Origin of the sequence: Streptomyces sp. DH12, assembly GCF_020873895.1 — a bacterium.
Lineage (GTDB): Bacteria > Actinomycetota > Actinomycetes > Streptomycetales > Streptomycetaceae > Streptomyces.
Map to the genome: position 1 here is coordinate 1 of NZ_JAHWGT010000022.1, position 22,960 is coordinate 22,960.

The 22,960-nt window shown below is 71.4% G+C and carries 18 protein-coding genes; 3 read left to right on the plus strand and 15 right to left on the minus strand.

Annotated features, from left to right (window positions below; translation table 11 throughout):
* Positions 1–450 precede the first annotated feature (450 nt).
* From LPA54_RS20770 to thyX, 3 genes are all read right to left on the minus strand, one after another.
* Positions 451–2,136 carry a ribonuclease J gene (locus LPA54_RS20770; RefSeq protein ID WP_228980008.1) on the minus strand — a complete coding sequence of 562 codons (1,686 nt, stop codon included), beginning with the start codon at positions 2,134–2,136 and terminating at the stop codon, positions 451–453.
* Between the two features lie 110 nt (positions 2,137–2,246).
* Positions 2,247–3,146: a 4-hydroxy-tetrahydrodipicolinate synthase gene (gene dapA, locus LPA54_RS20775; RefSeq protein WP_058943782.1), complete on the minus strand. Its 900-nt coding sequence runs from the start codon at positions 3,144–3,146 to the stop codon at positions 2,247–2,249.
* Between the two features lie 226 nt (positions 3,147–3,372).
* On the minus strand, positions 3,373–4,092 hold the full coding sequence (gene thyX, locus LPA54_RS20780) for an FAD-dependent thymidylate synthase (protein WP_228980204.1): 720 nt from the start codon (positions 4,090–4,092) through the stop codon (positions 3,373–3,375).
* A gap of 196 nt (positions 4,093–4,288) precedes the next feature.
* On the opposite strand from thyX, the gene LPA54_RS20785 reads away from it, so the two are divergent.
* Both LPA54_RS20785 and LPA54_RS20790 read left to right on the plus strand, forming a co-directional pair.
* Positions 4,289–4,528 (plus strand): hypothetical protein, encoded by a 240-nt coding sequence (locus LPA54_RS20785; protein WP_228980010.1) that lies wholly within the window; start codon positions 4,289–4,291, stop codon positions 4,526–4,528.
* 94 nt (positions 4,529–4,622) lie between these two features.
* Positions 4,623–5,177: a hypothetical protein gene (locus LPA54_RS20790; protein WP_228980012.1), complete on the plus strand. Its 555-nt coding sequence runs from the start codon at positions 4,623–4,625 to the stop codon at positions 5,175–5,177.
* 111 nt (positions 5,178–5,288) lie between these two features.
* Here the strand turns inward: LPA54_RS20790 and LPA54_RS20795 are convergent, their stop codons facing one another.
* The 6 genes from LPA54_RS20795 to eccD all read right to left on the minus strand — a co-directional run bounded on the left by LPA54_RS20795 (position 5,289) and on the right by eccD (position 12,604).
* Positions 5,289–5,741 (minus strand): hypothetical protein, encoded by a 453-nt coding sequence (locus LPA54_RS20795; RefSeq protein ID WP_228980013.1) that lies wholly within the window; start codon positions 5,739–5,741, stop codon positions 5,289–5,291.
* Between the two features lie 5 nt (positions 5,742–5,746).
* Positions 5,747–6,499 (minus strand): 4-hydroxy-tetrahydrodipicolinate reductase, encoded by a 753-nt coding sequence (gene dapB / locus LPA54_RS20800; protein WP_228980015.1) that lies wholly within the window; start codon positions 6,497–6,499, stop codon positions 5,747–5,749.
* 44 nt (positions 6,500–6,543) lie between these two features.
* Complete coding sequence (locus LPA54_RS20805) at positions 6,544–7,923, minus strand: pitrilysin family protein (RefSeq protein WP_228980017.1); 1,380 nt, start codon at positions 7,921–7,923, stop codon at positions 6,544–6,546.
* On the minus strand, positions 7,920–10,139 hold the full coding sequence (locus tag LPA54_RS20810; protein ID WP_228980019.1) for a polyribonucleotide nucleotidyltransferase: 2,220 nt from the start codon (positions 10,137–10,139) through the stop codon (positions 7,920–7,922). Before LPA54_RS20810 ends, LPA54_RS20805 begins: the two co-directional genes overlap by 4 nt.
* 507 nt (positions 10,140–10,646) lie before the next feature.
* Positions 10,647–10,937: a 30S ribosomal protein S15 gene (gene rpsO / locus LPA54_RS20815; RefSeq protein ID WP_003958228.1), complete on the minus strand. Its 291-nt coding sequence runs from the start codon at positions 10,935–10,937 to the stop codon at positions 10,647–10,649.
* A 164-nt stretch (positions 10,938–11,101) separates the two neighbouring features.
* Complete coding sequence (eccD, locus tag LPA54_RS20820; RefSeq protein WP_228980020.1) at positions 11,102–12,604, minus strand: type VII secretion integral membrane protein EccD; 1,503 nt, start codon at positions 12,602–12,604, stop codon at positions 11,102–11,104.
* Positions 12,605–12,961: 357 nt separating this feature from the next.
* Here eccD and eccCa point away from each other — a divergent pair, with 357 nt between their 5' ends.
* Positions 12,962–16,936 carry a type VII secretion protein EccCa gene (gene eccCa / locus LPA54_RS20825; RefSeq protein WP_228980022.1) on the plus strand — a complete coding sequence of 1,325 codons (3,975 nt, stop codon included), beginning with the start codon at positions 12,962–12,964 and terminating at the stop codon, positions 16,934–16,936.
* Positions 16,937–17,322: 386 nt separating this feature from the next.
* Here eccCa and LPA54_RS20830 read toward each other — a convergent pair whose 3' ends face one another.
* The 6 genes from LPA54_RS20830 to mycP all read right to left on the minus strand — a co-directional run bounded on the left by LPA54_RS20830 (position 17,323) and on the right by mycP (position 22,952).
* Entirely contained in the window at positions 17,323–17,625 is a 303-nt protein-coding gene (locus LPA54_RS20830) for a WXG100 family type VII secretion target (RefSeq protein WP_058943789.1), read from the minus strand.
* A 60-nt stretch (positions 17,626–17,685) separates the two neighbouring features.
* Positions 17,686–18,045 (minus strand): WXG100 family type VII secretion target, encoded by a 360-nt coding sequence (locus tag LPA54_RS20835; RefSeq protein WP_058943790.1) that lies wholly within the window; start codon positions 18,043–18,045, stop codon positions 17,686–17,688.
* A 91-nt stretch (positions 18,046–18,136) separates the two neighbouring features.
* Entirely contained in the window at positions 18,137–19,405 is a 1,269-nt protein-coding gene (locus LPA54_RS20840) for a S8 family serine peptidase (protein ID WP_228980024.1), read from the minus strand.
* A gap of 26 nt (positions 19,406–19,431) precedes the next feature.
* Entirely contained in the window at positions 19,432–21,111 is a 1,680-nt protein-coding gene (locus tag LPA54_RS20845; RefSeq protein WP_228980026.1) for a hypothetical protein, read from the minus strand.
* Between the two features lie 5 nt (positions 21,112–21,116).
* Entirely contained in the window at positions 21,117–21,533 is a 417-nt protein-coding gene (locus LPA54_RS20850) for a hypothetical protein (RefSeq protein ID WP_228980027.1), read from the minus strand.
* Between the two features lie 135 nt (positions 21,534–21,668).
* The gene (mycP, locus tag LPA54_RS20855; protein ID WP_228980028.1) at positions 21,669–22,952 is read right to left on the minus strand and encodes a type VII secretion-associated serine protease mycosin; all 1,284 of its coding nucleotides are present in this window, start codon (positions 22,950–22,952) and stop codon (positions 21,669–21,671) included.
* Positions 22,953–22,960: the final 8 nt, after the last annotated feature.

Consider the following 22,960-nt stretch of genomic DNA (forward strand, 5'->3'; position numbering starts at 1 on the left):
CGTTGATTTTTGGCACGCTGTTGAGTTCTCAAGGAACGGACGCTTCCTTCGTACTCACCCTCTGGGGCTTTCCTCCGGGCGCTTCCCTTCGGTCTTTCGTGTCTCCAGCCTAGCAGATCCGATTTCCTTCTCTGCCACCCGCTGGAGCGGGCTGCCGGGCCGTTCTCCGCTTTCGCGTTTCCCTTTCCGGCGATTCCGACTCTATCAGATCCGCTTTCCGTTCCGTTTCCGGTCCGGATTCTGTTTCCGATGGCCGTCGGGGGCCTTTTGCCTTTCGGCGAGTCCCGACTTTATCAGAGGTTCTGAGTCGGAATTCCCGCCCCGGTCCGGTGGACCCTGTCCGGCACGTAGCTCGGTCGGGTTCCCGTCGGGCGGAGCCGTAAACCTACTGGAGCGGGGCGCCCCGATGCAAATCGAGGTGCCCCGCTCCGGTCGGCCCTGGTAAGAGGGTCAGACCTCGACCACCACGGGCAGGATCATCGGCCGGCGGCGGTAGGTGTCCGACACCCACTTGCCGATGACCCGGCGGATCAGCTGCTGGAGCTGGTGCGGCTCCACCACGCCGTCCTGCGCCGACTTGTTCAGCGCCTCGCCCACCTTCGGGAGGACCGCGTCGAACGCCGCGTCGTCGATGCCCGAGCCGCGGGCGTGGACGAACGGACCACCGACGATCTTGCCGGACGTGGAGTCCACGACCAGGAAGACCGACACGATGCCCTCCTCGCCGAGGATGCGGCGGTCCTTCAGCGCGCCTTCCGTGACGTCGCCGACCGAGAGGCCGTCCACGTACACGTAGCCGGCCTGGACCTTGCCGACGATCCTCGCCTTGCCGCCGACCAGGTCGACGACCACGCCGTCCTCGGCGATGACGATGCGGTCCTTCGGCACGCCGGTCAGCGCGCCCAGCTCAGCGTTGGCCCGCAGGTGGCGCCACTCGCCGTGGACCGGCATCAGGTTCTTCGGCCGGCAGATGTTGTAGAAGTACAGCAGCTCGCCGGCCGAGGCGTGGCCCGAGACGTGGACCTTGGCGTTGCCCTTGTGGACGACGTTGGCGCCCCAGCGGGTCAGGCCGTTGATCACGCGGTAGACCGCGTTCTCGTTGCCCGGGATCAGGGACGACGCCAGGATGACCGTGTCGCCCTGGACGATGCGGATCTGGTGGTCCCGGTTGGCCATCCGGGACAGGGCCGCCATCGGTTCGCCCTGCGAGCCCGTGCAGACGAGCACGACCTCGTGGTCGGGCAGGTCGTCCAGCGTCTTCACGTCGACCACCAGGCCCGGCGGCACCCGCAGGTAGCCCAGGTCACGGGCGATGCCCATGTTGCGGACCATGGAGCGGCCGACGAAGGCCACCCGGCGCCCGTACTCGTGGGCGGCGTCCAGGATCTGCTGGATGCGGTGGACGTGGCTGGCGAAGCTCGCCACGATGATCCGCTTCTGGGCGTTCGCGAAGACGTTCCGCAGCACGTTCGAGATGTCGCGCTCCGGCGGGACGAAGCCCGGCACCTCGGCGTTGGTCGAGTCCGACAGCAGGAGGTCGATGCCCTCCTCGCTGAGGCGGGCGAACGCGTGCAGGTCGGTGAGGCGGTTGTCCAGCGGCAGCTGGTCCATCTTGAAGTCGCCCGTGTGCACCACCATGCCCGCGGGGGTGCGGATGGCGACGGCCAGGGCGTCCGGGATGGAGTGGTTGACCGCGATGAACTCGCAGTCGAACGCGCCCAGGATCTCCCGGTGACCCTCGGACACCTCCAATGTGTACGGGCGGATGCGGTGCTCCTGGAGCTTCGCCTCGATCAGGGCGAGGGTCAGCTTGGAGCCGATCAGCGGGATGTCGGGCTTCAGGCGGAGCAGGTAGGGCACGCCGCCGATGTGGTCCTCGTGCCCGTGGGTGAGGACCACCGCCTCGATGTCGTCGAGGCGGTCCTTCAGCGTCGTGAAGTCCGGCAGGATCAGGTCGACGCCCGGCTGCTCCTCCTCGGGGAAGAGGACGCCGCAGTCGACGATGAGCAGGCGACCGCCGTACTCGAAGACGGTCATGTTGCGGCCGATCTCGCCGAGACCGCCGAGCGGGGTGACGCGCAGGCCGCCCTGGGGAAGCTTGGGCGGGGCACCGAGTTCAGGATGCGGATGACTCAAAAGACTCTCCTCACCACGCGCGCCACGTGCCGCTGAGACACGTGGCGCGTGTGACGTTCATGCGTGTGCTGGGGACTGTTCTGTTGTCTGTGGAGTTGTGAAGTCCGTTGTCACACCTCTACCCCGCCGGCGGCGAGGTCGCTCCTGAGCTGGGCGGTCTCGGCCGGCGAGAGCTCCACCAGGGGCAGGCGCAGCGGGCCGGCCGGGAGCCCCTGGAGGGCCAGGGCGGCCTTGGTGGTGATCACGCCCTGGGTGCGGAACATGCCGGTGTAGACGGGGAGCAGCTGCTGGTGGATCTCGGTCGCCTTCTGGACGTCGCCCGTGAGGTGGGCGTCCAGGAGGGCCCGCAGCTCGGGGGTGACGACGTGGCCGACGACGGAGACGAAGCCGACCGCGCCCACGGAGAGCAGCGGCAGGTTGAGCATGTCGTCGCCGGAGTACCAGGCGAGGCCGGAGCGGGCGATGGCCCAGCTGGCGCGGCCCAGGTCGCCCTTGGCGTCCTTGTTGGCGACGATACGGGGGTGCTCGGCGAGGCGGACGATCGTCTGCGTGTCGATCGGGACGCCGCTGCGGCCGGGGATGTCGTAGAGCATCACGGGCAGCTCGGTGGCGTCGGCGATGGCCGAGAAGTGCCGGTAGAGGCCCTCCTGCGGCGGCTTGTTGTAGTACGGCGTGACGGCGAGCAGGCCGTGCGCGCCGGCGCGTTCGGCGGCGCGGGCCAGCTCCAGGGTGTGCCGGGTGTCGTTGGTGCCGATGCCGGCGACGACGTGGGCCCGGTCGCCCACGGCCTCCAGGACCGCCCGTACGAGCTGGTCTTTCTCCGCGTCGCTGGTGGTCGGGGACTCGCCGGTGGTGCCGTTGACGATCAGGCCGTCGTTGCCTGCGTCCACGAGGTGGGCGGCGAGCCGCTGAGCGCCGTCGATGTCGAGTCCGCCGTCCGCCGTGAACGGCGTGACCATGGCGGTGAGGACCCTCCCGAAGGGGGTCTGCGGAGTGGAGATCGGAGCCATGGGTAACACGCTACTCGCTGCTCAGCACGTGGGGTCCCCTCGGGGACGTGCGGAAGAGGAGCCCGGCACTGCCTGCTCGGGGGTTCAAGCAGTGCCGGGTCCGTCTGATCAGCCTAGATGAACTTCTCAGAATGCCGCAATACGGACACTTCGGGCGGCTGATCCGTACATCCGTACAGAAGCCGGAACGGAGTTTCGGCGGTTCGGGGCGGCGGCCGCGGCGGCCCTACGGGGCCACGCGGCCGTTCTTGTTGAAGGCGGCGTGGGTGAGCGGCATGAGCGCGGCCCACTCGGCCTCCATCCGCTCCCCGACCATCTCGATCTCGCGCTGCGGGAACGAAGGCACCTTCGCCAGCTCGTGCTGGGTGCGCAGGCCGAGGAAGTGCATCAGCGAGCGGGCGTTGCACGTGGCGTACATGGACGAGAACAAGCCGACCGGCAGGACGGCGCGGGCCACCTCGCGGGCGACGCCGGCGGCCAGCATCTCCTGGTACGCGGTGTACGCCCGGACGTACGACTCCTCCATCGTGTGGGAGACCAGCTTGTGCTGCTGCTCCGTGCCCTCGACGAAGACGTACTTGCCCGGCCGGCCCTCCTGGACCAGCTTCCGGTCGGTGCCCGGGACGTAGAAGACCGGCTCCAGCTCCCGGTAGCGGCCCGACTCCTCGTTGTACGACCAGCCCACGCGGTGCCGCATGAACTCGCGGAACACGAAGATCGGGGCGCTGATGAAGAAGGTCATCGAGTTGTGCTCGAAGGGGCTGCCGTGCCGGTCCCGCATCAGGTAGTTGATCAGGCCCTTGGAGCGCTCCGGGTCCTTGCTCAGCTCGTCCAGGGACTGCTCACCCGCGGTCGAGACCCGGGCCGCCCACAGCACGTCGGAGTCGGCCGCGCTGTGCTTGACCAGCTCCACGGTCACGTCGCTGCGGAAGCTCGGCCGGAGCACCGGGGGCTCCTCGGGCTCCTGGGGGGTCGCGGCGGGGGTGTCGGTCACCGGCGGGTCCTTCCGAAGTCGCGTCGCACGGGGCGCGCCCACTCTACGTTGCCGGACCGAGATCGATTCACGGGCACCAAACCGTGCGTACACGCGTCTGAAGGGGTAGCAGCCCCGAAACACCACAAGCCACCGAAGGAGAACCCTGATGTTCCGCCGGCGTGAGGCAGTCCCGTTCGCGTTCGTCGCCGAGTCCGACCGCTTCCGCAGTAACGTCACCCCTCCGGCCCGGCAGCGTCCCAGTGTCTCCGAGGTCGCCGGTCGTACCCTGATCGGGCTGACCGTGGTGGCCGGGCTCGTGGGGTCGCTGCTGTTCGGGATGCCGGCGATGCAGGCCGGCCCGTCGGCCGGGCACACCCAGCAGTCCGAGGCAGCCGAGGGTCGTTGACCCGTACGCGCCCCTGGTGTGGCCGGGCACGGGGCCGCTGGGTAGCCTCACCGGGCACAGCCCGAACGAGCGTGCAGAGAGTTAAGGAACAGCCGTGCCCCTGCCCTTCCTGACGGCCGACCGTGCCTTCGACGCCGCGAGCGACGACACGGCGCTGCCGTTCGACGACCACGACCAGTGGCGTCGCCCGTACCGGCCGGGCCCCTGGCGGGTCGTGGCCTCCGCCCTGGCCCTGCTGATCGCCTCGTTCATGCTGCTGGCGACGCTGATCATCGCGGTGGCCGGCGCGCTGCCCGCGGCGGGCGTGTGCCTGGCGGCCGCGACGCTGGTCGTCCTGGTCGCCCTGCGGCTGCTGCGCGTCGGCACGTGGGTGAGCCGCCACGGCGTGCGGCGCGTGCGGTTCTTCCGCACCACCACGGTGCCGTGGACGCGGGCCGCGTCGGTCCGCACCGTCCAGCAGCCCGTACGGTGGCTCGGCCTGCCGCGCACCGTGCAGGGCCAGGCCCTGGTGCTCCACCGGCAGGGTGAGGGGGAGCCGCTGACGCTGCTCACCGACCACAACGCCGACTTCCTGTCGCGCGTGGAGGCCTTCGACCGGGCAGCCGACACCGTCGAGGCGTGGACCGCGGAGTACACGCCCGTCTCGTAGGCGGCGCGTCCGCTCCGTTCCGAGCGGCTGCTCCACCGGGAGCGGCCGCGCCACCGGCGCCGTACCCCGTCCGGGGCGCGGCGCCGGTGGCGCGTCAGGGACCGGGTCGGCTCAGCGCGGGGCGGGGCGGCCGTCGTGGAGGGCGATCGCGTGCTGCATCGCCTTGCGGGCCCGCGGGGTGTCGCGGGCGTCGCGGTAGGCGACGGCGAGCCGGAACCAGCAGCGCCAGTCGTCCGGGGTGTCCTCGGTCTCCGCCCGGCGGCGGGCGAACACCTCGTCGGCGGACTCGCGGTCGATCCGGCCGTCGGGGGTGCGGCGCAGCTCGTCGACGGGCAGGCCGCCCTCCGCCTCCAGCTCGGCCGCCAGGCGGTTGGCCCGGGTGACGAACCGGGTGTTCATCCACAGGAACCACACGCCGATGGCCGGCAGCACCAGCGCCGCGAGCCCCAGCACGACGGTGACCGCGCTGCCCTGCCGGATCAGGGCCAGGCCCCGGCCGCCGACCAGGACGAACCAGATCGCCAGGAAGGCGGCCATGACGAAGTACGTGATCTTCGCGCCCATGGGGGTCAGCCGAGGTCGAGGAAGTGCTCCAGGCCGAAGGTGAGGCCCGGAGTGGTGACGACGCGGCGGCAGCCCAGCAGGATGCCCGGCATGAAGCTGCTGTGGTGCAGCGAGTCGTGGCGGACGGTGAGCGTCTCGCCCTCCCCGCCGAGGAGGACCTCCTGGTGGGCGAGGAGGCCGCGGAGGCGTACGGCGTGGACGGGGACGCCGTCGACGTCGGCGCCGCGCGCGCCCTCCAGGCCCGTGGTGGTGGCGTCGGGCTGCGGGGGGCAGCCCGCCTCGGCGCGGGCGGCGGCGATGAGCTGCGCGGTGCGGGTGGCGGTGCCGGAGGGGGCGTCGACCTTGCGCGGGTGGTGCAGCTCAACGACCTCGACGGACTCGAAGTACGGGGCGGCGAGCTGCGCGAACCTCATGGTCAGCACGGCGCCGATGGAGAAGTTCGGGGCGATGAGGACGCCCGTGCCGGGGCTGGCGTCGAGCTGCCCGCGCAGGTGCGCGAGGCGTTCGTCGGTCCAGCCCGTCGTGCCGACGACGGCGTGGATGCCGTGGCGGAGGCAGTGGTCGAGGTTGTCCATCACCGAGTCCGGCGTGGTCAGCTCGACGGCGACCTGGGCGCCGGCTTCGGTGAGCGCGTCCAGCGAGTCGCCCCGGCCGAGGGCCGCGACGAGCTCCATGTCGTCGGCGGCCTCCACGGCTCGTACCGCCTCGGAGCCGATGCGGCCCTTGGCGCCGAGGACGGCCACGCGCAGCTTGCTCATGCTTGCTTCCTTACGGGACGGGACGGGTTGCGGCGGGGGGTCGGTCAGGAGACGGCCGTGTGGAGGCGGTCCGCCTGCTTGTCCTTGAGCGGTCCGATCACCGCGAGCGAGGGCCGCTGTCCGAGGAGCTCGGACGCCACCGCGCGGACGTCGTCCGGGGTGACCGCCGCGATGCGGGCGAGCATGTCGTCGACCGACATCTGGTCGCCCCAGCACAGCTCGCTCTTGCCGATGCGGTTCATCAGGGCGCCGGTGTCCTCCAGGCCGAGGACGGTCGAGCCGGAGAGCTGGCCGACGGCGCGGTGGACCTCGTCGTCGGTCAGGCCCTCGCGGGCGACCAGGTCCAGCTCGTCGCGGCAGATCCGCAGGACGTCGTGAACCTGGCTCGGGCGGCAGCCCGCGTACACGCCGAACAGGCCGCAGTCGGCGAAGCCCGAGGTGTACGAGTACACGCTGTACGCCAGGCCCCGCTTCTCGCGGACCTCCTGGAAGAGCCGGGAGGACATGCCGCCGCCGAGGGCGGTGTTCAGCACGCCGAGGGCCCAGCGGCGGTCGTCGGTGCGGGCGAGGCCGGGCATGCCGAGGACGACGTGCGCCTGCTCGGTCCTGCGGCCCACCAGCTCGACCCGGCCGGCCGTGCGGATCGCGCGGTGCCCGTCGCGCGGGACGACCGGGACGGCGTCCGTGCGGGTGAGCGCGCCGGCCTTCTCGAAGGCTCGGCGGACCAGGCGCACGACGGTGGCGTGGTCGACGTTGCCGGCGGCGGCGACGACGAGGTGCGTGGGGTCGTAGTGCTTCTTGTAGAAGCGGGCGATCTGGTCCCGGGTGAGGGCGTTGATCGTGTCGACGGTGCCGAGGACGGGCCGCCCGAGGGGCGTGTCGCCGAACATCGTCTGCGCGAAGAGGTCGTGGACGACGTCACCCGGGTCGTCCTCGGTCATCGCGATCTCCTCGAGGATGACGCCGCGCTCGGCGTCGACGTCCTCCTCGCGGATCAGCGAGCCGGTGAGCATGTCGCACACGACGTCGATGGCGAGCGGCAGGTCCGTGTCGAGCACCCGCGCGTAGTAGCAGGTGTACTCCTTCGCCGTGAAGGCGTTCATCTCGCCGCCCACCGCGTCGACGGCGGAGGAGATGTCGAGGGCGCTGCGCTCGCGGGTGCCCTTGAAGAGGAGGTGCTCCAGGTAGTGCGTGGCGCCGTTGAGGGCGGGCGTCTCGTCGCGGGAGCCGACGTGCGCCCAGATGCCGAAGGTCGCGGAGCGCACCGACGGCAGCGTCTCGGTGACGACGCGCAGGCCGCCGGGGAGGGTGGTGCGGCGGACGGTGCCGATGCCGTCGCGGCCCGGGAGGAGCGTTTGGGTACGGGCGACGGCCCGCGCCACCGAGGAGGTGCGGGCCGTCGCCTTCGAACTACGGGACGTCACTGGTCGGTGTCGTCCTTGTCGCCCTCGGCGCCGTCCTCGTCCGCCATGACGGGGACGAGGGAGAGCTTGCCGCGCTGGTCGATCTCGGCGATCTCGACCTGGACCTTGGAGCCGACCGCGAGCACGTCCTCGACGTTCTCCACGCGCTTGCCACCGGCGAGCTTGCGGATCTGCGAGATGTGCAGCAGGCCGTCCTTGCCGGGCATCAGGGAGACGAACGCGCCGAAGGTGGTGGTCTTGACGACCGTACCCAGGTAGCGCTCGCCGACCTCCGGCATGGTCGGGTTGGCGATGCCGTTGATCGTGGCGCGGGCGGCCTCGGCCTGCGAGCCGACCTGGGCACCGATGTAGATGGTGCCGTCGTCCTCGATCGTGATCTCGGCGCCGGTGTCCTCCTGGATCTGGTTGATCATCTTGCCCTTGGGGCCGATGACCTCACCGATCTTGTCCACGGGGATCTTCACGGTGATGATCCGCGGGGCGTTGGGGGACATCTCGTCCGGCGTGTCGATCGCTTCCATCATCACGTCGAGGATGTGGAGGCGGGCGTCGCGGGCCTGCTTGAGGGCCGCGGCCAGGACGGAGGCCGGGATGCCGTCCAGCTTGGTGTCGAGCTGGAGGGCGGTGACGAACTCCTTGGTGCCGGCGACCTTGAAGTCCATGTCGCCGAAGGCGTCCTCGGCGCCGAGGATGTCGGTGAGCGCGACGTAGTGCGTCTTGCCCTCGACCTCCTCGGAGATGAGGCCCATGGCGATGCCGGCGACGGGGGCCTTCAGCGGCACACCGGCGTTCAGCAGCGACATGGTGGAGGCGCAGACCGAGCCCATGGACGTCGAACCGTTGGAGCCGAGGGCCTCGGACACCTGGCGGATCGCGTACGGGAACTCCTCGCGCGTCGGGAGGACCGGCACGATCGCGCGCTCGGCGAGCGCGCCGTGGCCGATCTCGCGGCGCTTCGGCGAACCGACGCGGCCGGTCTCGCCGACGGAGTACGGCGGGAAGTTGTAGTTGTGCATGTAGCGCTTGCGGGTCACCGGGGAGAGGGTGTCCAGCTGCTGCTCCATGCGGAGCATGTTGAGGGTGGTGACGCCCAGGATCTGGGTCTCGCCACGCTCGAACAGCGCCGAGCCGTGCACGCGCGGGATGGCCTCGACCTCGGCGGCCAGCGTGCGGATGTCCGTCAGGCCGCGGCCGTCGATGCGGACCTTGTCCTTGATGACGCGCTCGCGGACCAGCTTCTTGGTCAGCGCGCGGTACGCGGCGGAGATCTCCTTCTCGCGGCCCTCGAACTGCGGGAGCAGCTTCTCGGCGGCGATCTCCTTGACGCGGTCGAGCTCGGCCTCGCGCTCCTGCTTGCCGGCGATGGTGAGCGCCTGCGACAGCTCGCTCTTCACCGCGGCGGCCAGCGCCTCCAGGACGTCGTCCTGGTACTCGAGGAAGACCGGGAACTCGCCGACCGGCTTGGCGGCCTTGGCGGCGAGGTCCGACTGGGCCTTGCACAGGACCTTGATGAAGGGCTTCGCGGCCTCGAGACCGGCGGCGACGACCTCCTCGGTCGGCGCCTCGGCGCCGCCCTTGACGAGCTCGACCGTCTTCTCGGTGGCCTCGGCCTCGACCATCATGATCGCGACGTCGCCGTCCTCCAGGACGCGACCGGCGACGACCATGTCGAAGACGGCGTCCTCGAGCTCGGTGTGCGTCGGGAACGCGACCCACTGGCCGTTGATCAGGGCGACGCGGGTGCCGCCGATCGGGCCGGAGAAGGGCAGGCCGGCCAGCTGCGTGGAGCAGGAGGCGGCGTTGATGGCGACCACGTCGTACAGGTGGTCGGGGTTGAGCGCCATGATCGTCTCGACGATCTGGATCTCGTTGCGCAGGCCCTTCTTGAAGGAGGGGCGCAGCGGGCGGTCGATCAGGCGGCAGGTGAGGATCGCGTCCTCGGAGGGCCGGCCCTCACGGCGGAAGAAGCTGCCGGGGATCTTGCCGGCGGCGTACATCCGCTCCTCGACGTCCACCGTGAGGGGGAAGAAGTCGAGCTGGTCCTTGGGCTTCTTCGACGCGGTCGTGGCCGACAGCACCATGGTGTCGTCGTCCAGGTACGCGACGGCGGAGCCGGCGGCCTGCTTGGCCAGGCGGCCCGTCTCGAAGCGGATGGTGCGGGTACCGAAGGAACCGTTGTCGATCACGGCTTCGGCGTAGTGGGTCTCGTTCTCCACCAGCGGTGTCTCCGTCTACTCGTCGTCTTTTCGCCCGGCGCCCGTGTGGCGCGGGACGGGGCGGAGAGGTGCGCCTTGTGTGCGGGCCGGTCTTCGATCGAAGCACCCGGGTGCGCCCTTGGGGACGGTGTCCCGTGGGGCCCGGGGGCCACTACCGAGGACCGGCGACGGCGGGGGCGGTCTCTCCGGTCCCACCGTGTCCGCGCGGGATGCGCGTCACGGTGGCGTCATGGGGTGACACCGGGGGGTGTCACGTCATGCGCTGTGTCGTCGTGCGGTCTGTCGTCGTGCTGTGCTTCTTCGTGCGGTACTTCTTGGTGCGGTACTTCTTGGTGCGGTGCACCGTGCGGTGATCCGCCGTGCGGCGGACCGTCGCGCGGTGTGTCTCGTGCGACCAGATTACTGAGCTTCCACCCAGGATCGCATTTCCGGTCGCCGCGCGGATTACACGCGTACAGCAAAGGGAGCGGCTCCCGGTCGGTCGGGAACCGCTCCCTTCACGGCGTCTTACTTGGCGCCGCCGGCCGCACCGCGGCGGATGCCGAGGCGGTCGACCAGGGCGCGGAAGCGCTGGATGTCCTTCTTGGCCAGGTACTGCAGCAGGCGGCGGCGCTGGCCGACGAGGATCAGCAGACCACGGCGGGAGTGGTGGTCGTGCTTGTGCGTCTTGAGGTGCTCGGTCAGGTCCGAGATGCGGCGGGAGAGCATCGCGACCTGGACCTCGGGGGAGCCGGTGTCGCCCTCCTTGGTGCCGAACTCGGCCATGATCTGCTTCTTGGTGGCGGCGTCGAGAGACACGCGTACTCCTCAGGGTGTTCGAAGCGCCTGCGAGTGCCCCTGGTCTGGGTCTCAGGGGGACTTCCGTGACTCGGAGGCGAAGGCGCGATGAGCGCTGCTCCCAGATGCTCCGGGGGCGCGTACACAAACGGCCGTCACACAGCGTACCAGCCGGCGGGTGCGGGCTAGGACGTGAGGGCCCGGATCGCGTGGTAGACGTCGAAGACCGCGAGGCAGAGCGGGACGAGCGTGAGCAGGAAGAAGCCCTCGGCGATCTCCAGGAAGCGGCCCCAGAACGGGGTGACGCCCTTGTTCGGCACGATCAGTCCGATGGCGACGATCAGGGCGGCGACGGCGGCGATGGCGGCGGCGAGCCAGATGGTGCGCAGGTCGAGCGCCCCGCCGTCCCCGCGCAGCGCGGCGCGGACGAGGCCCTCCGGCGGGTTGACGGCGAGGCCGAGACCGAGGAGGACGAGGGAGCCGAGCCCGGCCGCGAGGGCGCAGCCCACCTGAGCGGAGTAGCGGAACAGGTGCGCGCGCATCATCATCGCGGCGCCGGTGGCGAGGGCGAGGAGCTGTCCCCAGACGTTGTCGGAGAAGCCGAGCACCCCGGCCGCGGTGGCGGTGACCAGGGCGCAGCCGCCGACGAGGCCGACGAGCAGCTCGTGGCCGCGGCGGGCCTGGGCGGCGATGCGGACGGCGTCGACGGGGCCCTGCGGCGGGGTGTCGCCGGCGTCGTACCCGCCGACGCTGGTGCGGGGCGGGTCGAAGCCGATGGGCAGGCGGGCGAAGCGGGTCGACAGGCTCGGAAGGAACGCCAAGGCGCCGGCGGCGACGGGCGGGCAGACGGCGGCGGTCTCGACGGGCGTCATGCCGGTGAGGATCGCGACGAACGAGACGAGCAGGCCCACGGTGGAGGCGAAGACGAACGCGACGAACGGGCTGTCGCCGGACGGGGCGACCAGCATCAGGATCAGCGACGTGACGAGCACGGCGGCGCAGGCGAGGAGGAACTGGAGCCGGCCCGGTCCGTGCCCGGCGGCGAGCGACAGCAGTCCGGAGCCGCCCACCGCGGCGTTCGCCATCGCGCCGACGCCGAGGGCGACGGCCGAGCCGCGGTCCCCGTACACGCGGGCGCGGACGCAGGCGAGGGAGAGCAGGAGCAGCGCGGCGACGCCGGCGAGGATGCCCGGCAGGCCGTGCATGTCGTGGCGCGGGTCGGCCTGCCACAGGACGAAGGCGAGCAGCACGAGCAGCACCGAGCCGCCGAAGAGGCCGGAGCCGCGCATCAGGCCGTCGGTCCAGAACCTGCGGTCGCGGGCGACGGCGGAGGCGACGGCGTCCGAGACGTCGTCGAAGACCGCCGGGGGCAGCGACTCGGCGAAGGGCCGCAGGGAGAGCAGTTCCCCGTCGAGGATGCGCTGCGCGGACAGGGAGCGGGCGGAGTCGAGCACCGTCCCGTCGCGGCGCACCAGGTGGTAGCCGACCGGGCCGCCCTCGACCGGGCTCTGGCCGGAGAGCCTGAGGATCTCCGGGTACAGGTCGGCGACCGGGATGTCCTCGGGCAGCGCCACGTCGACGCGGCCGTCCGGCGCGACGACGGTGACGCGGCAGAAGCCGGTTCCGCCGCCGGACGGCGTCGCGGGACCCGGGTGACCGGTCGTGGTGGCCGCCGCTGGGGCCGTCATGCTCACCTTCTGCTTCCCCTCGTGGTTCTGTGGCTCGGTGGCTCGGTGGTTGTGTGCCGGGTGGTTCTGTGGCCGGCTGGCTCCGCGGCCGGTTCCGCGGCCGGTTCCGCGACCCGTCGGCGCGGACCCGGGTGACCGGGGCGCGGGGTGCGGCCGCGGGGTGCGGGGCCCGGGGTGCGGGGTGCGCTCCGAATGTCCCTTGTTTTGCGGTAGTTCACGGCTGCGCAAATCCGTCGCGTCACCCTACCGCCCGGTCCCCGGCCCCCACGCAAGTAGGATCCCCATCCGCGGATGGAACCCGTCGCCACGGGGGCGCCGAATAGGAACGTTTCCGTCCGGCAAGGGAATTGGTGAGCTGTGAGTCAGATCGTCGTCAAGCGCCCACCACGGGTCCTGCCATCCGAAGTGCCCGGTACGCAGGTGCAGGTGCAACCGCCTCCCGAGCTGCCCCGAGGACAGCAGGAGGGCGCTCTGATGCAGATCCTGCCGATGCTCGGCATGGGCGGGTCCGTCGTCTTCTTCTTCATGACGCCGAACCCGATCATGCGGATCATGGGCATGGTGATGATCGCGTCGACGCTCGGCATGGGCATCGCCATGCTGGTGCGCTACCGGCGCGGTACGCAGGGGCAGCTGGCGGACCTGCGGCGCGACTACCTGACGTACCTGAACCAGACGCGGCGGGCGGTGCTGCGCACGGCGCGCAAGCAGCGGGACGCCCAGTTCTACCTGCACCCCTCCCCCGAGCAGCTGTGGGCGCTCGTCGCCGAGGGCAGCCGGGTGTGGGAGCGGCGCGTGGGCGACGACGACTTCGGCCAGGTCCGCGTCGGCCTGGGCAGCCAGCAGCTCGCCACGCCCCTCGTCCCCCCGGAGACGGCGCCGGTGGACGACCTGGAGCCGCTGACGGCCGGGGCGATGCGCCGGTTCCTGGCGACGCACGCCACGCTCGACGGGCTGCCCATGGCGGTGTCGCTGCGGGCGTTCTACCACGTCACGGTGAGCGGTGAGCAGGAGTCGGTACGGGCCGCCGCGCGCGCGATGGTCGGCTCGCTGGCGTCGCTGCACTCGCCGGAGGACCTGGTCGTCGCCGTCGCCACGGGCCCGGACGCGGCCGACCGGTGGGAGTGGGCCAAATGGCTGCCGCACGTGCAGGCGCGCGGCGCCGTCGACGGGGCGGGCACGCGCCGCCTCATCACGACGGACCCGACGGACCTGCAGGACCTCCTCGCCGGGCTGCTGGAGGGGCGGCCGCGGTTCCAGGGCGGGGACAACCCGCTGCTGGACCAGCCGCACCTGGTGGTGGTGCTCGACGGGCAGACCGTCCCGCCGATGTCGCCGCTCGCCGCGCCGGAGGGCCTCCAGGGCGTGACCATCATCGAGGTCGTCCGCGGCGAGGGCGCCGGGGCGCGCGGTCAGCTGTCGGTGGTCGTGCACCCCGGCGAGCTGCGCCTGGAGTCGGGCCACGGGCACGTGTACGAGGGCATGCCGGACGGGCTGAGCCTGGAGGCGGCGGAGGCGCTCGCCCGGCAGTTGGCGCCGCTGCGGGTGGCGTCGGGCGGCGACGACGACGAGCCGCTGCTGGCGAACCTGGAGTTCACCGACCTGCTGAACCTGGGCGACGCCGCGTCGGTCGACGTCAGCCGCACCTGGCGGCCGCGTTCGCAGTCGGAGCGGCTGCGCGTGCCGATCGGTGTCGGCGAGGACGGCTCCCCGGTCATGCTCGACCTGAAGGAGGCCGCGCAGGAGGGCATGGGCCCGCACGGCCTGTGCGTCGGCGCGACCGGTTCCGGCAAGTCGGAGCTGCTGCGCACGCTGGTGCTGGGCCTCGCGGTCACGCACTCGTCGGAGACGTTGAACTTCGTCCTCGCGGACTTCAAGGGCGGCGCGACCTTCGCCGGCATGTCGCAGATGCCGCACGTCGCCGCCGTCATCACCAACCTGGCGGACGACCTGACGCTGGTCGACCGGATGGGCGACTCCATCCGCGGCGAGCTCAACCGGCGCCAGGAGATGCTGCGCGACGCGGGCAACTACGCGAACATCCACGACTACGAGAAGGCGCGCGCGGCGGGCGCCGCGCTCCAGCCGATCCCCTCGCTGGTCCTCGTCATCGACGAGTTCAGCGAGCTGCTCACCGCCAAGCCGGACTTCATCGAGATGTTCGTGCAGATCGGCCGGATCGGCCGGTCCCTCGGCGTGCACCTGCTGCTCGCGTCGCAGCGCCTGGAGGAGGGCCGGCTGCGCGGCCTGGAGACGTACCTGTCGTACCGGGTCGGCCTGCGGACCTTCTCCACCGCCGAGTCGCGGGCGGCGATCGGCGTGCCCGACGCGTACCACCTGCCGAACGTGCCGGGCTCCGGCTACCTGAAGTACGGCACGGACGAGATGGTGCGGTTCAAGGCCGCGTACGTCTCCGGCGTGTACCGCTCCCACACGCACGCGCTCGCCGACTCCGGCGGCCCCCTGCCGGTGGACCGGCGGCCGGTGCCGTTCACGGCGGCGCCGGTGCCGATCCGGTACGTGCAGCCGTCGGCGCGGGCGGACCGCCCCGAGGGCGGCCGGGCGGAGGACGAGGCGCTGGCCGACTCGGTCCTCGACGTGATCGTGCGCCGGCTGGAGGGGCGCGGTGTGGAGGCCCACCAGGTGTGGCTGCCGCCGCTGGACAACCCGCCGCCGCTGGACGAGCTGCTGCCGGGCCTCTCCGAGGTGCCGGGCCGGGGGCTGACCCAGCCGGGCTTCGAGGGCGCGGGCCGGCTGGTCGTGCCGCTGGGCGTCGTCGACAAGCCCTTCGAGCAGCGGCGCGACACCCTGTACCGGGACTTCTCCGGCGCGGCCGGCCACATGCAGATCGTCGGCGGCCCGCAGTCCGGCAAGTCGACGCTGCTGCGGACGCTCGTCTCGGCGTTCGCGCTCACGCACACGCCGCACGAGGTGCAGTTCTACGGGCTCGACTTCGGCGGTGGCGGCCTGTCGTCGATCGCCGGCCTGCCCCACGTGGGCGGGGTCGCCTCCCGCCTCGACCCGGAGCGGGTGCGGCGCACGGTCTCCGAGGTGTACGGCATCCTGTCGCGCCGCGAGGAGTACTTCCGGGCCTCCGGCATCGACTCGATCGGCACCTACCGGCGGCTGCGGGCGCGCGGCGACATCTCGGTGACGGACCAGCCGTTCGGCGACGTGTTCCTCGTCATCGACGGCTGGGGCAGCTTCCGCACCGACTACGAGGGGCTCGAGCACCTCGTCATGGACATCGCGGCGCGCGGCCTCGGCTACGGCATCCACCTGGTCCTCACGGCGTCCCGCTCCATGGAGGTGCGCGCCAACCTCAAGGACCACCTGATGAACCGGCTGGAGCTGCGGCTCGGTGACCCGATGGACTCCGAGCTGGACCGCAGGGTCGCGCAGAACGTCCCGGCCGGGGTGCCCGGGCGCGGCCTCACACCGGAGAAGCTGCACTTCATGGCGGCGGTGCCGCGCATCGACAGCATCAACTCCGACAGCGACCTGTCGGAGGCGACCGCGGCGATGGCGCAGGAGGTGTCCCGCCACTGGACGCTGCCGGGCGCCCCGGCCGTACGGCTGCTGCCGCGCGAGCTGCCCGCGCGGAACCTCCCCGCGGGCTTCGCCCACCCGGAGCGCGGCGTCGCCTTCGCGATCGACGAGAACAACCTGGCGCCGGTCTTCGTCAACTTCGAGAAGGACCCGTTCTTCCTGGTCTTCGGCGAGAGCGAGTCCGGCAAGACGAACCTGCTGCGGCTGCTGATCAAGCAGCTCAGCGAGCGGTACGACGGCGACAGCTGCAAGCTGTTCGTCATCGACAACCGCCGCGCGCTGCTGGACGCGACCCCGGCGACGCACCTCGCCGAGTACGTGCCCATGTCCAACAACATGGAGCACCACGTGGACGCCCTGTCGGGGCTGATGCGGCGCCGCACCCCGTCGGAGGACGTCACGGCGCAGCAGCTGCGGGACCGCAGCTGGTGGCAGGGGCCGTCGGTGTACGTCGTGGTGGACGACTACGACCTGGTGTCGACGTCCAGCGGCAACCCGCTGGCGGCGCTCACCGAGATGCTGCCGTTCGCGCGGGACGTGGGCGTCCGCTTCATCATCGCCCGCAACTCGGCCGGCGCCAGCCGCTCGTCGTACGAGCCGTTCATGCAGCGCATGATGGAGCTCGGCGCGCAGGGCGTGCTCCTGTCGGGCGACCCGCACGAGGGCGAGGTGCTCGGCGGGGTCCGGCCCCGCCCGATGCCCCCGGGCCGCGGCCTGTTCGTCTCGCGCGGGCGCGGCAACCCCCTGGTGCAGACCGGCCTCATGCCGTCGGACGTCCGGTAGGGGGACCGGGGCCGGCGGCGGTGACGGGCCTGGGGACTGGGGACCGGGGTCGGAGCCGGTGGCGGTGACGGGCCTGGGGTCCGGGGCCGGTGCTGGTGCCGGTGGCGGGCCTGGGGTCCGGGGCCGGTGCTGGTGTTTGTACGGCGCGGGGGCGCTCGCTGTGGCGGGCGCCCCTTCGGCGTGTACGGGGGCTGCCAGGGCCGTCCGTCCGGGCTGCCGGGGGGTGGCGGCGGGTGGCGGGCGGCTGGTGGGCGCGGGGCGCGGCACGGGCGACGGGTTCGCGGGGCGCGGGCGACGGGTCCGGAGGGCGGGGGCATGACGAAGGGGCGGACACCTCCCGCGCGTGTCCGCCCCCGTCACTTCGGCCGCCTGGCGGCCCAGCCCGCTCACATGAAGTTCGACGCGGCCTTCTTGTCGCCCTGCTGGTACGCCGGGGCCGCCTCGCGGACCGCGTTCGAGATCTGGATCAGCGAGGTGTGGATGGCCATCGCCTTGCGGTCCCACTCGGCCTGCGCGGTGTTGTACGCCTCGCGGGCGTCACCCTGCCAGAGCTCCGAGATCGAGTTGATCTTGGCCTTGATGGCCTTCAGGCTCTGGTCCAGGCGGTCCGCCTGCTTCTTGATGTCACGCGCGGCGTCCTCGAGCCGCGCGTAAGTGACGATCATCGTGCCGTCGTTGTTGTTCGCCATCGGTCCTCCAACCGCGTCAAGCTTGGTGTACCGGCCGAGACGTGCACGGCCGGGGGTGGATCAGTAGTTGTTGAGGTTCGAGGTGCGGGCCTCGGCCTTGGCGTCACCGGAGTAGCCGTCGACGACGTCCACACCGCGGAGGGCGGCCTCGACCTCGGTGTCGGTGTTGCCGGCGATGGTGCGCGCGGCCTGGATGGCCTCCTGGTAGTTCAGGAGGAGCTTGCCGATGTCGACCATGTTCCGGTTGATCGCGTCCTGCTTCTGGTTGAACGCACCGGCACCGATACCGGCCCAGGCGCCTTCCAGGCTGTCGATCGTGGCCTGCAGGACGGACAGCTGGCTCTTGACGTCGTCGAAGTTGCTGGAGAGCTCGTCCTGGAGCCCCTTCAGCGCAACGCCATTGACCTTCTGGACTGCCATGCGGGTGTCTTCCTCTCTGGAGGGTCTCGGTGGTCCGGTTCGCCACCGTCGGATGCGGGCGGGGGCCGCGGCCCGCCGCTCGGGGGTCCGGCTAGGCGGTACGGCGCCTGCGGACGAGGGCGAAGGCGCCTCCCGCCACGACGACCACGGCCGCGGCACCGCCGAGCACGAGGCCGAGCGGCATGCCGTCGTCAGCCTTCGCGGTGTTCTCGCTGGAGCCTGCCACGGTCGAGCCGGGAGCGGGCGCGCCCTGCGGGCTCTGTGACGAACCTGGTGCAGATGTGCCTGGTGAGGCGGATGCGGCGGGCGAGGCGGACGAACCGCCGCTGGCAGCGGGGGCGTTCTCGTCCGCCAGCGGACTGACACCCGGGTCACCGGGCTTGCCCAGACCGCGGGTGAGGTGGGCGTTGGGGCGGACGATGCCGTGGCCGAGGTAGCTGCTGGTCGTACCGGCCTTCCACCCCTCGCTCCTGCCGGCGCTCTCGAACATCACGCGCAGCACCTGGTTCGCGGTCCAGTCCGGGTGCGCGGACCAGATGAGCGCCGCGGAGGCGGAGGCGATGGCGGTGGCGTGAGACGTGCCCTGCTGGCCGGAGCAGTACTCCTGGAATTTGGCATCACACCAGCTGGGGACATCCTTGCCGGGGGCGGCGATGTCCACAGTGCTGCCATGCTGGGAGAACTCCCCGACCTTCCCTTCACGGTCGGTCGCCGCTACCCCGACCACTTCCGCAAGAGCCGCAGGGTACGCCGCCTTGTTGTCTTCGTCTCCGGTGTTTCCGGTGCCAGCGAACAGCAACTTACCCTTGCTTCTGGCGTACTTCGCGGCCTCAACCATGCGGTCGGTCTTGAACTCCGAGCTGATGGACATGTTGATGATCTGCGCATCGCTGTCAGCCGCAGCCCGGATGGCGTCCTCGATGTCCCAGACGTTCTTGTCGTACGCGCTGTCTTTGAAGCCGATGCGAATGGGCACGATCTTCGCGCCTGGCGCCAGCCCTTGGATGCTGCCGCTATGGCCGGTACCAGCAATGAGTTCGGCCATGGTGGTGCCGTGGCCGTCATAGTCGTCGGTCTTGCCGTCGACCTTGGTGACGTCGATTCCCCTGAGCACCTGCCCCTTAAGCGCGTCGGTCGAGGCGTTCACGCCGGAGTCGATGACGGCGACGGTGATGCCCTTGCCGGTGCTCTTCTTCCAGATGTCATCGACGTGCATCGCGTCCAGGTACCACTGCTCGGCGCGCATGTCGGCGGCCGCGGCGGAGGGAGCCAGGCCGGCGAACCCGATGACCCACGCACCGACGAGTGCCACGCCGCACGTCAGGCGCTCGCGCGATCGTGTCGTCTTTCCTGCTGCCATTCCGGCTCCCTGCGCCTTTCCCACGATCAGTTGATCACCGGCGGAACGGCACCACGCCGTCGTACCGCCCAGGTCTCTTCGTCTTCCACCAGGTAGTCCGGCCGCTCGGAGCCGCCGGACTCCTCGTCGTTGCCCACCGGCCGCTGGGATCGCGGTGCGGCACCGCCGCGAGGCGTGCCGACCACTCCGTTGACGCTGGGGGTGCCGCGACCAGCGGGACGCGGAGCAGCCGCACCCTGTGCGCCGACCACGCCCGTCTGACCGGGACGGCCCACGGAGCCGCGCGCCTGGGCGGCCCCCTCGCCGCCGATGACCGTCCCGCGCGGGATGCGGGACGCCGAACCCGAAGGGCCGGTGGCCGTGCGCTGTTGCGGCGTACCGCCGACGATGCCGGTCGGTCGGCCGACGGCGGGCGCGGGGCCTCCCGCACGCCCGGTCATGGCGCCGGAAGTACCGGTGGCACGGCCCGTGACGGGACTCTGTCCCGGGCCGCCGACCACGTTCGGTCGTCCGGTCGGGGCATTGGTATGGCGGCCCACGGCCTGCGCTTGTCCCGGTCCGCCAGAGCGCGCCACGGGACCGGCCTGGCCGCCGCCCGCTCGACCGACGGCCTGCGGAGGGCCGCCAGCCTTGGTGGCGGACGGCGGGTTGACGAACCGGCCGCCACCGCCGCCCCGCCCAGGCGCAGGCAGGCCGGGTGCCACGGGCGGTACGAACGGGCCGGTGCCCTGGCCAGGCGGTCCTGCCGGGGACGGGGGCAGCGTCGAAGTCGGGGGCAGAGTCGGCGCGGGCGGGGTGGCGACCGTGTCGATCCTCATCGAGGTGTCAGGGAACGGTTGGGTCGGCGGTGCATCAGGCAACTGGGGACGCACACCGCGTGTGGGGTCCACGCCTCCGGCCATCGGCGGTGCGTCAGCCTGCGACGTCCGGTGACTCGGCATACCTACCGACGCTGACGATGACGCAGAACTCGGGCCGTCACTGATTCCGCCCCCACCGCTCGGCCTTGGCACGTCCACCTTCAGCCGCTCCGGCAGCTTCGGCGCCTCCTGGCCGGCCAGGGTCATCTCCGAGACCGCGTAGAACGACGCCAGGCGGTTGATCTGGTTGATGGCCTCCTGGCGGTCGCGCTCCGCCTTCACGGCCTTCTGGTAGTCCTCGTTGTCCGCCGTGCGCTTGTCCGGGGGGAAGTCCGTGGGCTTCTTCGGGTCCGGGCGGCCGTCGCGGGGCGGCCTGGCGTTGCGGACGGAGGTGAGGCCCTCGCTGGCGACCTTCATCTGGGCGCCCACGACGTTGGCGAAGCTCGCGAGGTTGAAGGTGTAGGTGGCGAGCTCGCCCGCGTACCGCTGGAACTCGGTGCCCGCCTCACCCTTGAGGTCGACGATCGCCGCGTCCTTCTTCAGGGCGTTCGCGGCCTTGTTGAGCTCCTTGCACGCCTGCTGGAGGGCGTCACCGGCGGCTTCGAGGTCGCTGGGGTTGGCCGCTTCGAGGACGTCCAGGATGGCGTTCAGCTGGGCGTTCTCGAAGCTCGTCTTGCCGAGGAGGCCGCCGGGGCCGCTGCCGGGGCCCATGCCCATGCGCTCGAACGCGGCGGAGAGGCGCTCGGCGGTGTCGGTGGCGGTGAAGCGGGCCTTGATGGTCGAGGCGTCCTGGACCTGCTGCTGTTCGGGCGTGAGGTTCTGGTTCTTCGTGTCGTCGCTCGTCATCGGCCTTACCCCAGGTCCTTCGTGCCGGTGTCGATGTCGTGGTCCGCCTTCTTGTCGCGTTCCTGCTGGGCGTCGACGGCCACGTCGACGCGGCTGGCGATGCTGTGGAAGCGGCGGCGGGTGTCCTCGTCGACGTTGTCCAGGCCGACGTCGGTCGCGCGGACGCCCAGGCGGAGCAGTTCCATCTGGTCGGCGAGCAGCTTGGAGAGGGACACCAGCTCCTTGTGGACGCGGGTGTACTGCCGGTAGAAGCCGTCGGCCTCCCCGAAGGGGAGGTTGCCGCCGCTGAAGGCGCCGCGCTCCACGGTGTGCTGGGCCACCTTGGAGCTGCTGCCCGGGCCGGTCTCGAGGTCGCTCAGAAGGCCGTTGATGCTCGACTGGAATTTCTGCAGCGCGCCTGCGCCGCGCTCAAGGTCGCCCATGACCCGTCTTCCTCCCCGTTGTTACCGCTGTCACGCATTGCGTTCGCACTCGTGTACCTGGGTGCCGATCGCACGCGTGTCACTCTATCCAGTGCCTCTGACAGCCCCAAGTGCCTTGTGTGGCAGGCGCGTCCGTCATGCGCCGGCCGTACGGGCGGGGCTGCGGCGGCGGGCGTCGCGGATGGCGACCGCGACGCCGGCGATGGCCGCGACGAGGACGCCGCCGCCCACGACGACGTAGGTCGCGAGGCGGGCGTCGCGCTGTTCGGGCGTCTCGCCCAGGTGGAGCGCGGCCGGTGTCGGCGGCTCCGCCTTGGTGACGCCCTCGTGGGCCACCGGGGCCTCCAGGGGCTTGTCGTCCTCCGTCAGGGCCCGGACCGGATCCACGACGCCCCACCCTACAAGCCGGTCGTGGCCGGCTACCGACCGCTCCGCCGTCTGCTGGAGCTGCGCGACGATCTGCTCCTGCGTCCAGTCGTCGTGCTTGGCCTTGACGAGGGCGGCGACGGCCGCGACGTACGGGGCGGAGAAGCTCGTGCCGTTGTCGGCGCAGTGGCCACCGCCCGGCACCGTTGTGATCATGTCCACACCCGGCGCGGCGATCCCGACGAAGTCGCCGGACTGGGAGAACGCGGCCCGCTCGTTGTTGCGGTCGGAGGCGGCGACGGCGAGGACGCCCTCGTAGGAGGCCGGGTAGGTCTTCTTGTCGCTGCCGTCGATGCCGTCGTTGCCCGCCGAGGCGACGACGACGATCTCCGCGTCGAGGGCCTTCTGCACGGCCTGCTTCAGGAGGGGCGTCGGCTCGATGGCGTTCGCCGTGTCCTGCGAGATGTTGATGACGTCGGCCTTCTCGTCGATCGCGTGTTGGATGGCCGCCGCCAGGGACTTGGCCGTGCCGTTGCCCACCGCGTCGTTCTGCTGGATGGGGATGATCGTCGCGTCGGGCGCCAACCCGACGAAGCCGGTGCCCGGGGCGGGGCGGGCGGCGATGATGCCGGCGACCTTGGTGCCGTGGCCGACGGTGTCGGTGGTGCCGTCCTCCTTGCCCCGGTCGATCTTGTTGCCGTGCTCGTCCTTCGCGTCCTTGGGGATGAGGTTGACGCCGCTCTTGGTGTCGACGGCCGCCTTCAGCTGCGGGTGGCGGACGTCGACGCCCGTGTCGATGACCGCGACGCGCACGCCCTTGCCCGTGGACTGCTTCCACACCTCGTCGAGCAGGACGCGCTGAAGCGCCCACGGGCGGCCCTCGTACGGCTCGGCCGGGAAGGTGCACTGGCCGGGTGTGTCCGCCGCCGCGGGGGCGGCGGGCAGGCAGAGGACGGTGAGCGCCGCGGCGGCCGCCGCGGTCACCGAGGTCACCGCGCGGCGGGAGCGGACGGGCACGCGGGTGCGGGTGGTAGTGGTGCGGGTGTGGTTCATCGCGGCCG